At 41.0% G+C, this 12,756-nt stretch carries 13 protein-coding genes and 1 pseudogene; 11 read left to right on the top strand and 3 right to left on the bottom strand.

Going from position 1 to position 12,756, the window contains the following annotated elements:
• The first annotated feature begins 2 nt into the window (after positions 1–2).
• The 7 genes from MHB41_RS18490 to MHB41_RS18460 all read left to right on the top strand — a co-directional run bounded on the left by MHB41_RS18490 (position 3) and on the right by MHB41_RS18460 (position 5,062).
• Complete coding sequence (locus MHB41_RS18490; RefSeq protein WP_340899624.1) at positions 3–851, top strand: MBL fold metallo-hydrolase; 849 nt, start codon at positions 3–5, stop codon at positions 849–851.
• Between the two features lie 287 nt (positions 852–1,138).
• On the top strand, positions 1,139–1,576 hold the full coding sequence (locus tag MHB41_RS18485; RefSeq protein ID WP_180951440.1) for a helix-turn-helix domain-containing protein: 438 nt from the start codon (positions 1,139–1,141) through the stop codon (positions 1,574–1,576).
• Entirely contained in the window at positions 1,573–2,307 is a 735-nt protein-coding gene (locus tag MHB41_RS18480) for an ABC transporter A family member (RefSeq protein WP_070326239.1), read from the top strand. The genes MHB41_RS18485 and MHB41_RS18480 overlap by 4 nt, the downstream gene beginning before the upstream one ends.
• Positions 2,304–3,041, top strand: coding sequence for an ABC transporter permease (locus MHB41_RS18475; protein ID WP_101677493.1), 738 nt, complete (start codon positions 2,304–2,306; stop codon positions 3,039–3,041). The genes MHB41_RS18480 and MHB41_RS18475 overlap by 4 nt, the downstream gene beginning before the upstream one ends.
• A 103-nt stretch (positions 3,042–3,144) precedes the next feature.
• Entirely contained in the window at positions 3,145–3,654 is a 510-nt protein-coding gene (locus MHB41_RS18470; protein WP_101677494.1) for an LURP-one-related family protein, read from the top strand.
• A 16-nt stretch (positions 3,655–3,670) separates the two neighbouring features.
• On the top strand, positions 3,671–4,177 hold the full coding sequence (locus MHB41_RS18465) for a hypothetical protein (protein ID WP_101677495.1): 507 nt from the start codon (positions 3,671–3,673) through the stop codon (positions 4,175–4,177).
• Positions 4,178–4,186: 9 nt separating this feature from the next.
• Complete coding sequence (locus tag MHB41_RS18460; RefSeq protein WP_227001689.1) at positions 4,187–5,062, top strand: LysR family transcriptional regulator; 876 nt, start codon at positions 4,187–4,189, stop codon at positions 5,060–5,062.
• Positions 5,063–5,101: 39 nt separating this feature from the next.
• On the opposite strand, the pseudogene MHB41_RS18455 reads toward MHB41_RS18460, so the two are convergent.
• Positions 5,102–5,988, bottom strand: a pseudogene (locus tag MHB41_RS18455) (PhzF family phenazine biosynthesis protein).
• A gap of 250 nt (positions 5,989–6,238) precedes the next feature.
• Between MHB41_RS18455 and MHB41_RS18450 the strand changes: the two are divergent.
• Positions 6,239–6,757: an Imm64 family immunity protein gene (locus MHB41_RS18450; RefSeq protein ID WP_101677497.1), complete on the top strand. Its 519-nt coding sequence runs from the start codon at positions 6,239–6,241 to the stop codon at positions 6,755–6,757.
• Positions 6,758–6,799: 42 nt separating this feature from the next.
• Here the strand turns inward: MHB41_RS18450 and MHB41_RS18445 are convergent, their stop codons facing one another.
• Positions 6,800–7,510, bottom strand: a complete 711-nt coding sequence (locus tag MHB41_RS18445; protein ID WP_041118390.1) for a GntR family transcriptional regulator — start codon at positions 7,508–7,510, stop codon at positions 6,800–6,802.
• Positions 7,511–7,665: 155 nt separating this feature from the next.
• Between MHB41_RS18445 and MHB41_RS18440 the strand changes: the two genes are divergently transcribed.
• Positions 7,666–9,564: a beta-glucoside-specific PTS transporter subunit IIABC gene (locus tag MHB41_RS18440; protein WP_340899631.1), complete on the top strand. Its 1,899-nt coding sequence runs from the start codon at positions 7,666–7,668 to the stop codon at positions 9,562–9,564.
• Between the two features lie 9 nt (positions 9,565–9,573).
• Entirely contained in the window at positions 9,574–11,013 is a 1,440-nt protein-coding gene (gene bglA, locus MHB41_RS18435) for a 6-phospho-beta-glucosidase BglA (RefSeq protein ID WP_139142196.1), read from the top strand.
• A 51-nt stretch (positions 11,014–11,064) separates the two neighbouring features.
• On the opposite strand, the gene MHB41_RS18430 is transcribed toward bglA, so the two are convergent.
• A complete protein-coding gene (locus tag MHB41_RS18430) occupies positions 11,065–11,226 on the bottom strand; it encodes a hypothetical protein (protein ID WP_340899634.1) in 162 nt (53 codons plus the stop codon).
• Positions 11,227–11,386: 160 nt separating this feature from the next.
• Between MHB41_RS18430 and MHB41_RS18425 the strand changes: the two genes are divergently transcribed.
• Positions 11,387–12,622 carry a TerD family protein gene (locus MHB41_RS18425; protein WP_034283549.1) on the top strand — a complete coding sequence of 412 codons (1,236 nt, stop codon included), beginning with the start codon at positions 11,387–11,389 and terminating at the stop codon, positions 12,620–12,622.
• Positions 12,623–12,756 lie beyond the last annotated feature (134 nt).

The following is a 12,756-nucleotide window of genomic DNA, read 5'->3' as shown; positions in this document are numbered from 1 at the left end:
CTTTGCACTCAATTAAAAAAATAGGTCAGAGTTTTTGGTACATCACACCAGTATCACTCACCGACCGCCCCATCCTAGGCATGGTCGTTGGCAATAACAAAACATTAATGATCGATGCGGGTAACTCAGAAGATCATGCCAGATACTTTATCAAAGAAACCTTAAAACACGAGAACGCCAAGCCCGATCTCGTTGTCCTCACGCATTGGCATTGGGATCATATTTTTGGTCTGCCTGCGCTGCCTGATACGGTTTCAATTGCTTCTGCACAGACAAGAAAGGAAATGGAGGAGCTTGTTCCGTTTTCGTGGTCAGATGAGGCGATTGATGAGCGGGTGAGGGAAGGAACGGAGATTGAGTTCTGCGCGAAGGCCATTAAGGAAGAATATCAGGGTCATCGAGATATTCAGGTGGTTTTACCGGATATCACGTTTGACCGTCGGATAGAGATTGATCTTGGCGGGGTCACTTGCATTGTGCAGCATGTTGGAGGCGATCATGCGGCTGATTCCGTGATCGTGTATGTGAAAGAAGAGAAAATCCTGTTTCTTGGTGATTGCATTTATCCGAAAATGTATGCCGAAAAAGTTCATTATACAGTGAAGGAAACGTTGCGTCTTTTAGATGAGTTAGATGCTTTTGATGCCGATACGTATATTCCTTCACACCAAAGACCATGGACAAAAGAGGAGTTTCGTCAGGAAACAGACAAACTTCGGATGATAGCGAAATTCACTGATCAATGTGGTGGAGATCGGCAGAGAATCGTGATTGAATATCAAGCACATGTGAACAGAAAACTAAAAGAAGATGAGTTAGAGACAATCGCTTATTTTGTAAATGGTTATTAAGTGATTCAGGTTATTCACTGATAACATTACCTATTTTCTAAGCCAGCTATATTTAAGCAACAAAATCTGTCTTCCTTCCCTTATTAGCTTTAGCAAAAGGTATTGTAGCAGAAGAAAAAATGATTATAAATACTACAACAAGTCCCCTCCACTAAGTTTGAGGGGGCTTTTTTTGTTAAACTTAGGCATTTAACCAAATGTAAGTTGAAGATAACTTCTGATGTCATGTTTAGTTGGTAGATGAATGGAATAAATTTAATATAATAATGATGAAGGGTGTGAAAAGTATGATCAATATGAATTTGAAAAAAATGCGAAAAATACACAGATTTACACAAGAAGAAGTAGCTGAGAAAATTGGTGTTTCAAGGCAAGCTGTTGCGAAATGGGAATCGGGGGAAACTGTGCCGGATATCAACAATTGCAAGGCTTTGGCTGAATTATATGGCATTGCTTTGGATGATCTCGTGAATAATTTGGATGGTACAGAAGTGGCAGGGGTGAAACCAAAAGGAAAACACATATTTGGACTTGTAAAGGTTGGCGAACGCGGGCAAATTGTCATTCCTAAAAAAGCGAGGGAGATATTCAGCATCTTTCCTGGAGACAGCTTGTTGATGTTGGGCGATGAAGCTCAAGGAATTGCCATTGTAAGAAATGAGGACTTCCTGCAGTTTGCTGACGAGATATATAAGGCACAGGAAGGTCAGGAGGATGAGGAATGATTGCGATTCAAACAAAGAATCTAACAAAGAAATTCGAAGAACAGATTGCAGTCGATTCTCTTAATCTTTCAATTGAACAAGGCGAACTTTTTACTTTACTTGGAGTGAATGGTGCAGGTAAAACGACAACGATCAAGATGTTGACCTGTCTTAGCACCCCTACAACCGGTGATGCGTCGATTTTGGGTAACAGTATTGTTTCTAATCCCTACGCAGTAAAAGAACAGATTAATGTTTCACCACAGGAAACGGCAGTAGCTCCTAATTTATCCGTGAAAGAGAATCTTGAATTAATCGCTCAAATATACGGGTTCCACAAAACAACGATCGATATAAAAGTCGAGGAAATGCTCCGTACGTTTAGTCTGACGGAAGTATCTAAAATGAAGGCTAAAACCCTATCCGGAGGGATGCAAAGAAGACTTAGTATTGCAATGGCACTCATTACAGACCCCAAAATCCTTTTTCTTGATGAACCTACTCTTGGTCTTGATGTCATCGCAAGACGTGAGCTATGGAGTGCTATTGAGAAATTAAAGGGGAGTATGACCATCATTCTCACGACACATTATATGGAGGAAGCAGAAGCCCTTTCGGATCGAATAGGCACGATGGCGAAAGGAAAATTAAAGGCAGTTGGAACAGCAGCCGAATTGAAGGAAAGCACCAACACCAAATCACTTGAGGAGGCGTTTGTGTCAATTGCTACCAAAGAGGAGGTCGTAAGATGAAATCACTCGCTTTTGCTTCACGTAATGGTAAAGAGATTTTAAGAGATCCTTTAAACGTAGCTTTTGGTATAGGCTTTCCGTTAGTTATCTTATTATTGCTTCATGCTATTCAAACGAATATTCCATCTGATGTATTTGCTATTGATCAACTTATTCCTGGCATAGCTGTTTTTGGTCTTTCTTTTATCTCACTATTCGCTGGAATGTTAATAGCTAAAGATCGAAGTACCTCATTCTTGATGCGATTGTTTACTGCACCCCTTTCTGCCTCAGACTACATTGTAGGGTATATTGTGCCACTCCTACCTATTGCGATTGTTCAAGTTATCATTAGTTTTATCACAGCTTTTTTCTTAGGTTTACCTTTCAATGCCAATGTTTTGTTATCTATTCTTGTCCTTTTACCAACATCTTTACTATTTATCGGCATAGGGCTCTTAGTGGGGAGTATATTTAACGACAAGCAGGTTGGTGGTATTTGTGGAGCGCTACTAACGAATATGAGTGCATGGTTAAGTGGTACATGGTTTGATTTGAATTTAGTTGGAGGCTGGTTCAAAGATATTGCATACGCACTTCCATTTGCTCACGCAGTAGACGCTAGCAGAGCTGCCTTATCTGGAGACTATGCATCAATTTTACTGCATTTTTGGTGGGTGATTGGATATACAGGTATTATTGTAGCTATCGCCATTTTTGCTTTTAAAAAGAAAATGAATGGGGAAAACGATTAGTTTGGTACAGTTTTTGATGAAGAAGTTTACAGCTGGGTTATCTGCGCCTTTTTTTGTATGATAAACTTTAATGAAGTTGTCATTTGAGTAGAGGGAGGTACATATGAAACAGCTTTACATGAAGCAAAAAGTATTTAGTTTAAGCGGCAGGTTTACAGTCAAGGACCAGCAGGAAAACGATGTGTATGTGGTCGAGGGCAGCTTTATGAAGATGCCGAAGACATTTACCATTCTGAATACAGAACGAGAAGAAATCGCTGTGATTACGAAGAAAATATTTACCTTTTTACCGAAGTTTTTAGTAGAAGTTGATGGTCAAGAGGTATTGACGATCAAAAAAGAGTTTACGTTCTTTAAAGCAAAATATTCAATTGATGCCGCGGGTATAGAAGTGCAAGGTAACTGGTGGGATATGAATTTCCAGGTTCTCCAGAACGGCGAAGTGATTGGTCAGGTGAAGAAGGAATGGTTTACTTGGGGTGACAGCTATAAGGTTGATATTTTGAAAGAAGAGATGGAGCCTGTGATGATTGCCCTCGTTGTTGCGATTGATTGTGTAAAAGCTGATGAAGCAGCGTCTAGGTCTTCGTCGTCGCCGACGACGAATAATTAATTGGAGGGTTAAAAAATTGGCCAATCTTACCCGCATTTTAAGATTAAGAGATGCAGAAATATGGGGGTATGAATTTCTCGATAATAAAGACATCATCATTTATTTCTCCATTACAGATGTAAATAGAAAAGCAATGACTCACGATAATCCCCTTGCTACCCAAGAAGAATTGGATGAAAGAGATAATTACGTTTCAATAGATGTTCATAGTAATCTTGATCTAAAAAAAACGCTTGAAGAAGATACATTTGATGATTTTATCACCGAAATTTCTTTTTTAGTAGAACATATGCATGATTTTCACAATGCTCATGTTTTTATGAAAATACATGTTCATGACAACATAGATTTAACTGATTTTCAGTTAGAGGAAGATGAAGATTTGCATGGTGATGAAAAAGAACAGCTCTTTACATTTCAACGTTTATGGATTCAGAAGACTTGCTTTCAATTGATAGAACAACATTTAAATCGAAAAATCAAAGAAATATCTAACAGTAGATTTTGCCAAGATCTAATATGAGCTTGTGAGGTGAGCACACTGATCACATTCCAATACAAAGTATTTCTAACAGTCGTCGAGTGCGGCAGTTTTACAAAAGCAGGGGAGAAGCTTGGGCTGACGCAATCTGGGGTGAGTCATAATATTGCGAAGCTTGAGTCGGAACTCGGGATTGTGCTGCTTCGGCGGAATCGAAACGGGCTTTCGTTAACGGACGCAGGTGAGCGGGTGATGCCGCATATCCGGCAAATCATGCATCATGCGGCATTGCTTGAGCAGGAGGCGGCGCTCATTCAAGGGATGGAAGTGGGGAGTATCAAGATAGGGACATTCCCTAGTTTTTCTTCAAATGTCCTTCCACGCCTTATTCATCGTTTTACGCAAATCTATCCGCATATCAAGCTGGAGTTATATGAAGGCGGTTATGAGGAGATTGAGGAATGGATCACTTCTGGCACGGTTGATGTTGGTTTTTTAACGCAGTCATCGAGGGAATTTGAGACCGTTCCACTTTTTCAGGATGAATTGGTGGTGCTCATACAAGAGAATCATCGCTTTCATACGAAGAAAGTGATTGAAGTGGACTCGTTACATGATGAAGCCTTTATCATGCCGAAAGCGGGCTGTGACATACTCGTCAAGAAGCTGTTAAAAGAAAGAGGCGGCGTGAAGCCTCATGTTTTGTTTGAAATTGAAGACAACAATACGCTTATTTCTATGGTTCAAGAAGGACTTGGGGTCACGATCATTCCAAAATTGGTTTTGCCGCCGCACATACCTCATACGAAAGTCATTCCACTGGAGACAAGTGTCTTTCGTGAGGTCAACCTGGCGCTCAAATCATTCAAAGCAGCTTCCCCATCGGCCAAAAGATGGATCGAAACGGTCAAAAATCATTTTAAATAGAATCAGCTTGAACAGGAAGTCCCCATTCAAGCTGATGTTTTATAAAGTTAACACGCCGCGGATCGTGATGACAGCTGCGCCTGCCACTTTAATCACCGGCTTTGATTCATTCGGAATGACTGTGATACGAAGCATGCCAGGTCTGCCGATGGCATCCCCTTGGGCAATGTTCAGGCGAGTGATTTCTTGCTGAGAAATGATACCCTCCAAATAAAGATATCCAGCCAACGCCCCGTTTGCTGCCCCCGTCACAGGATCTTCCGGTATACCAATCCCAGGTGCAAAATCCCTCGTATAAAGATCGCATTCTTTTGAAGTGTGGAACGTATAAAGGTGGGTTGTCGAGATGCCATGCTCTTTATTCATTTTAGCTAAAGCCGCTAAGTTCGGTGCCGCTTGATCAATGTCCTGTTGGTGCTTCATTGGAACAAGAAGATGCCAGTTTCCGGTGTTTGCTAATTTGATAGGATAGGAAGAATCAAGGCGGTCACTGCTCACACCAAGCATGTCACTAAGCTCTTCTAAATCGATGACAAAATCTCGCGTCCGCGGTGGCACCTGCGTCATTTCCACATCAACGACCTTTCCATTTTCTTCGTGCCATTCAACAGGCACATGGCCGATCTTTGTTTCTAACACGATCCCTGATCTCTCTTTAGCCAGCCCTAGCTCCGTTGCTAGAAGCCAAGTCAATCCAACAGTCGCATGCCCGCAAAAATTGACCTCTTCCGTCGGTGTGAAGTATTTGACGCGATAATCGGCTTTCTTATCATGGGCAGGAAGCAAGAAGACGGATTCCGGTAAATTCAACTCCTTGGCGATGCTCTGCATGTCATCTTCTGTTAAAAACTCACCACCCCAGCGGCATTTCCTCCAAATTTCTCAGTTGTAAACGCATCGACATGATACACTCTAATGTCTGTCATCTGACGAACCCTCCTATACACTCTTGTTACGTTAATCATAAGTTTGTTTGATGCATTCGTAAAATGAATCTTTTTGATGGTTTAAATCGGAAGTGTTCATGTAAGAGAGGGAGTTTTCATAGAATAATAGTTTAAGTAAAGTATAATGAAAGAAAAAATGAAGCGAAGGATGTGACATAACTACAGGTGGGTTTATCAATATCGGACTCGTTTTTTATGAAGACATTCATATACCAAATACTTTCGCCAATTGATTGATTATCTAGTTCAAAAAGACATGTCTATCACGAAAGTAAAATTTAGTCAGAACCCTGACGGTGAAACATGGATTGAGCACAGAGTTAAAGAAAATATCCTCAAAGACGATGATTTTTCAGGTTATTATACAGAGTTTGAATTGTCAGGCATAAGTTCAGATCGAAAAGGAAGTACAATCAACATACAAAAAGAAACGGGTTTCGTAGGATTCGTTCTCAGTTTAAATTGGACAGAGGTTGTTTCTCATGATGTCATTCATCTTCAGCAGAAGATCATACGCTGTCTTGTGGATCTTTATCATACGATGACGTTTGAATATGCGTTCATTGGACATGAAATTGAAGTCGAAATTCATCCAGATGAGTTTGAAAAGTGTCTGCAAGACCAGCATGCTTTTCCAGTTGCACTAATTGGCAAAGGAAATCACATAGACATTTATTATGGTGATGTTGGGATTGATGGCCTATCTTCTCAAGAAAGAAGGATGGAATGTTTAAAGGTTAAAAGATAATAGTAAGAAAGCCTCCTGACACCAGGAGGCTTTTTCCATCCATCACCCATAATAATTATTCGCTTGAATAAAAAATTGGGATTGCATGTAGTTATACGTGATTTTCGAAAAATCGAAGGGCTGGCCATTGGTGAGATGAAAGACTGTCTCGACGCGGAGAGCGGGATCATCTTGCTTAAGGCCGAGGTGCGTCGCTTCGGTTTCATTCAATTTGCCTACTTGTAAGTACATATCGGAAAAACCGACTTTGAGCCCCAAACCTTCACTGATGAATTTAAAAACAGAGTCGGCAGCAATTTCTGTGTTGAGATAAGGAATGATCGTTTTTCGGTAATAGGATTCTTCTAAACATAACGTTTGCCCATTGATGTAACGAATGCGTTTTAGATAAAAGACATCTTCATCTTGTTCAATGTTCAAATTAAGTGCAGCTTCTTCGGACGGCTTGATGGTGTCTAGCATTAAAACCTCTGATGTCAGTTGAAATTCCTCTAAATCTTTTTTAAACCCTTGGTTGGATAAAAGGCTGATGTAGCCCTTACGGCGGTGTCTTCGAACAAAGATGCCGCTGCCCCTCACTTGATAGATAATTCCTTTTCTTTCGAGTAAGTCTAATGATTTGATAATGGTACTTTTGCTCACAGCAAATTGGCTCATGAGTGTTTCGAGTACAGGGAGCTTATCCCCTTGCTGCAGCTCATGGGTGACAATATATTTTTCAATATCGCTCGCAATTTGTTGATACTTTAACATGGCCATTCCTCTTTGTTTTCACGATTTATTGTTCTTGTATTATAGCACATACCAAATTTCCTTTGATATGCCAATTGAAATTATATATGTATTGATATATTGTACCGGTATAATTATAATGTACATATACTAGTAGTGATAAAGGGGGGGTTTATATGTCAAAAGTGAGGGATTATCAAAAGCTTGCAGAAGACATCTTAGAGGCAGTTGGCGGAGAAGAAAATGTGGTGAGTGCCGCAAGATGCGCCACGCGGCTGCGTTTGGTCTTGAAACGTTCGAATCCAAAAGCAAAGGAAGCAGTCAATGCGATGCCTGGCGTCATTACCGTGGTGGAAAACGGCGGTCAATTTCAGGTCGTCATCGGTCAGCATGTTGGTGAGGTCTATGAGCATTTTTCCAGCCTTGTTCAGCTGCCGCCGTCTGAAGATGACCAGGTAAATGAAAACAAGGGAACGGTGCTGAATCGTGTCATCGCGACCATGTCTGCTGTGTTTGCACCATTTGTGTATATTTTGGCGGCAGCTGGTATTTTACAAGGTGCACTTATCCTCATTAATTTATTATTTCCAAGCTTCTCGAAAACGGGAACGTATGAAGTCTTTAGCTTTATTTCTTGGGCGCCGTTTACGTTCTTGCCTATCTTTATTGCCATTACAGCTGCCAAGCATTTTAAAACGAATATGTATATCGCAGTAGCGTGTACAGCAGCGCTTGTCAGTCCGGCTTGGACGGAGATTGCTGGACGCGTGGCATCAGGGGAAGGCGTTACCTTTTTAGGCATAGCGCTATCTGAAACGGTTTATACGTCATCTGTTTTGCCGCCGCTATTCTTGGTATGGATCCTTTCATATGTAGAGAGATTTTTAAACAAACGCATTCACGAGGTGGTCAAACCGTTATTTGTCCCATTTATCTGTATGGTTGTCATGGTTCCGTTAACCATTCTATTAATTGGTCCACTTTCGACAGCAGGCGCAAATGGAATTGCAAACGGATACAATGTCTTAGCAGAAAATGTCCCAGCTTTAGCAGGCGCCATTATCGGAGGTTTCTGGCAAGTGCTTGTCATTTTCGGTGTTCACTGGGGCATCACACCAATGGTGCTCGCCAACTTTGAACAATATGGACGTGACTCCTTCCAGGCATATCAAACCATCGCTGTTATCGCTCAGGTCGGCGCAGTGTTAGGGGTTATTTTAAAAGCAAGAAACCGCGAAACACGAAAAGTCGGGGTGTCAGCGGGAATCACGGGTCTCTTTGGAATTACCGAGCCTGCGATCTATGGGGTCACCCTTCGTTTTAAGAAACCATTTATTTTCGGATGTATATCTGGAGCGGTCGGTGCCATTGCTGCCAGCATCTTTACGCCTTATTACTTTGCGTATGCAGGGTTGCCTGGTCCACTGACGATTGTAAACGGAATTAGTTCAGACTTTCCAACATCGATCATCGGCATATTGATTGGTGTCGCAATTGCGCTGATCTTACCAGTTGTGCTCATTCAAATGTTTGGTTATGGGGAAGATACAGTGGAACAGACAGCCGGTGCAACGTCTGATAAAGATCAAGTTGGAGAAAAAATGAATGCTTCGATGAACAATGAAGAAACCATTCCTGCACCGCTTGCAGGGAAAGTACTCCCGTTATCTGAAGTGCCGGATGCCGTATTTAGCTCTGGGGCAATGGGCAAAGGATTTGCGATTGAACCGACAGACAATAAGCTGTATGCACCGTTTGATGGCAGTGTCGTCATGCTTGCGCCGACAAAGCATGCAATTGGACTGCGTTCAGAATTTGGTGTGGAGTTACTTGTTCATGTAGGAATTGATACGGTTTCCCTAGATGGCTCAGCATTTACTCTTCATATCAAAGAAGGCAGCAAGGTGAAGAAGGGTGACTTGTTGATGACATTTGATCAAGAAGCCATTGAAAGCAAGGGATTAAACACAATCACACCTGTCATCATCACCAATACACAAGCGTACGAAGATGTGATTATAGAAGAACAATCGACATGCCAGTCAACAGACGTCATGATCACAATTGTGAAATAGGAGGAATGAATAATGACATTACCAAAAGATTTTCTATGGGGCGGAGCATTAGCTGCACATCAATTTGAAGGTGGATGGAATGAAGCTGGAAAAGGCCCAAGTGTTGTAGATGTGATGACAGCAGGTGCTCATGGAATACCGAGACAAATAACTGAAACGATAGAAGAAGATAAATTTTATCCGAACCATGAAGCGATTGATTTCTATCATCGTTATAAGGAAGATATCGCAATGTTTGCCGAAATGGGTCTAAAATGTTTACGTACATCAATTGGCTGGAGCCGGATTTTCCCTAAGGGAGATGAAGCGGAACCGAATGAAGCAGGCTTACAATTCTATGATGATGTATTTGATGAACTGCTCAAGCATGGCATCGAGCCTGTGATTACGCTATCTCACTTTGAGATGCCGCTTCATTTGGCAAGAGAGTACGGCGGGTTCCGCAGCCGAAAAGTCGCTGAGTATTTCGCGAAATTCGCAGAAGTATGCTTCAATCGATACAAAGACAAGGTCACATACTGGATGACATTTAATGAAATCAATAACAAAATGGATGTCAACAACCCACTATTCCTTTGGACAAATTCAGGCGTATCAGTCAAAGAAGGCGAAAATGCCAAAGAAGTCATGTATCAAGCAGGACACCATGAATTACTTGCAAGTGCATGGGCAGTAGCCAAAGGAAAAGAGATCAATCCTGCTTTCCAAATTGGAGCGATGGTGTCTCACGTGCCAATCTATCCGTATTCCTCAAATCCAGAGGATGTCATGCTTGCAGAGGAGTATATGAGACAGCGCTATTTCTTCCCAGATGTACAGGTTCGCGGCTACTATCCGAGCTATGCATTAAAAGAATTCGAACGCGAAGGGTATCATATTCCATTTGAAGAAGGCGATGAAGAAAGCTTAAGAAAAGGGAAAGTGGATTATCTAGGCTTTAGCTACTACATGTCGACAACGGTTAAAAGTGATACTGTGTCTGATCACAACGGAGACATTGTCAACGGAGCCCTGCCGCATGGTGTAGATAACCCTTATATCAAATCAAGTGACTGGGGCTGGTCCATTGACCCGACAGGCTTAAGATATACATTGAATCGTTTTTACGATCGCTATCAAATCCCGCTGTTCATCGTAGAGAATGGATTTGGTGCAATAGATCAAGTAGAAGAAGACGGTTCTATTCACGATCCAGAAAGAATTCAATATCTCGCTTCTCATATCGAAGCACTGAAAAAAGCGATTGAATACGACGGTGTGGACCTTATTGGCTACACACCTTGGGGCATCATTGATATCGTGTCATTCACAACAGGTGAAATGAAAAAACGCTACGGCATGATCTACGTTGACCGCGACAACGAAGGTAACGGCTCGATGAAGCGCCTTAAAAAAGATTCGTTTACTTGGTATCAAAACGTCATCGCAACGAACGGTGAAGAAGTGTAATAAAGGAAAATAGAAGCCCGGATGAGCGTGGTATATGCTTGTTCGGGTTTTTCATCGTTTATGTTTTAATAGAGCCTGAACACAAAGGAAGAAGAGGGTAATAGGGATAAAATAGTTCATTGGATTGTGAAAGATCTTGATGTTCAAGTATATTTGAAGAAGAATCCAAAAGCCGAATATCACCATAACAGCAGGAATGATTTTTTTATACATATTGATTCTCCTTTCGAGAGTAGTTTGTTTTAGTTGGCATTTTCTCATATCATTGCAGAAATTGAAAAGAGATAAAGATATTCATAGGTTCTATTACACAATTTGGTATAATTGATCTATAAAAACGATAAATGGTAGATGAGGAATAGGAGTTGTTGAAATGAATCAAACTCTGCAAATGGGTGCCAATACCGTACTAAATTCTCCAAAGGGGCAAGTATCCATCAGTTATGAAGTGTCATCTGCAATTGATATTTCTTTAACTGCGTTTCTTTTAACAGATTCAGATCTAGTTCAAGGAGATAATGGCATTATTTTTTACAATCAGCCGGAGAGTGCCACGGGTGTCGCGACACTTTTACCAGCAGAGATATCAGATCAGTTGAAAAGGCATCAATTGAATTTTGATATGAGTAAAGTGCCTGTTGGAATCACAAAGATGGCGATTACACTAACAGAGGATCAAGGAATTGGCTTTTCTCAAGTGAAGAATCTGCAAGCAGAAATTCGAACAGGTGATGAGGTGCTATACCTAACACCAGTAAAATTTACAAATGAAAAAGGGATTGTCGTAGTAGAGCTGTATATCAGAAATAGTGAAACGAAAGCACGATCCATCTGGCGTGGCTTCAATTCTGGATTGGAAGGGCTATGCAAGCTTTATGGGGTGGAGGTTGAACCTGTTGTACAAGATGTTTCTTCACCTCCTCAAATGGCTTCTGAAAAACAAATTGATGAGCCTGCTCCAATGAAGACAGCCGCTAAAGAGAAAGTGGCTGCACCTATTAGCTTAGAGAAAGTTCAAGGTAAAATTAGTCTAGACAAAGGTCATAAACCGATCATCATTGAAAAAACGCCTGAGATTACAGCTACAGTATCCTGGGAGTCTGGAACGGATTATGATATTTATGCATTGGTCTATACGAAGGCAGGAAAACAAATAGATGTGGCCATGTTTGGCGCAAAAGGTGTTCCAGCTCTCAAAAGTTACGGTAACGGAGCTGTAGAGCATATGGGAGATGTCGGTAGAGACCGTGATTCGCTGAAAACAGAAGTCATTAAATTACGGTTAAATGACGATATCCTTGCTATTGTTCCGGTTGTTTATTCTGCTCAATCAAACGGAACAGGTTCCTTTTATAGATATAGGGTATCTATGAGTATCGATAATCACCAAGGAACGTCTGTGACAATTCATGCCAAACATGCGAATGATAATGATCGGATTTATTCTTGTGTGCCGGGGATGCTTCAAAATACAAATGATGGTGTGATCATCCGTCCGCTAGAGCTTTACAGCAAACCCAATTCCGAGCGCAGACCTAAATTAAAAATGAAGTCATCTAATGAAATTGATGTTTTGATGGATAAAGGACCGATCAATGATTATAAATAAAATAAATGTATGGCTGGACAAAGCAAAGTGCATTGTCTAGCTTATTTTATTTGACCTTTAAATAGAGAGTCTATTCCATTTTTTAAATCATTTAGCCTATTTTTCCGTTTTGAAGGTCACGGTAAAATAGACTT

It is taken from the genome of Bacillus sp. FSL H7-0578 (assembly GCF_038630855.1).
GTDB classification, from domain to species: domain Bacteria; phylum Bacillota; class Bacilli; order Bacillales; family Bacillaceae; genus Bacillus; species Bacillus safensis.
This window is presented reverse-complemented; position numbering and strand designations above follow the sequence as displayed.

What these genes read in the sequence shown, in the direction of transcription:
- MHB41_RS18445 (WP_041118390.1), bottom strand. Translation starts at nt 7,510, where the DNA reads ATGTTAAAGTATCAACAAATTGCGAGCGATATTGAAAAATATATTGTC.
- MHB41_RS18480 (WP_070326239.1), top strand. Translation starts at nt 1,573, where the DNA reads ATGATTGCGATTCAAACAAAGAATCTAACAAAGAAATTCGAAGAACAG.
- MHB41_RS18440 (WP_340899631.1), top strand. Translation starts at nt 7,666, where the DNA reads ATGTCAAAAGTGAGGGATTATCAAAAGCTTGCAGAAGACATCTTAGAG.
- MHB41_RS18425 (WP_034283549.1), top strand. Translation starts at nt 11,387, where the DNA reads ATGAATCAAACTCTGCAAATGGGTGCCAATACCGTACTAAATTCTCCA.
- MHB41_RS18430 (WP_340899634.1), bottom strand. Translation starts at nt 11,226, where the DNA reads ATGTATAAAAAAATCATTCCTGCTGTTATGGTGATATTCGGCTTTTGG.
- MHB41_RS18475 (WP_101677493.1), top strand. Translation starts at nt 2,304, where the DNA reads ATGAAATCACTCGCTTTTGCTTCACGTAATGGTAAAGAGATTTTAAGA.
- MHB41_RS18485 (WP_180951440.1), top strand. Translation starts at nt 1,139, where the DNA reads ATGATCAATATGAATTTGAAAAAAATGCGAAAAATACACAGATTTACA.
- MHB41_RS18470 (WP_101677494.1), top strand. Translation starts at nt 3,145, where the DNA reads ATGAAACAGCTTTACATGAAGCAAAAAGTATTTAGTTTAAGCGGCAGG.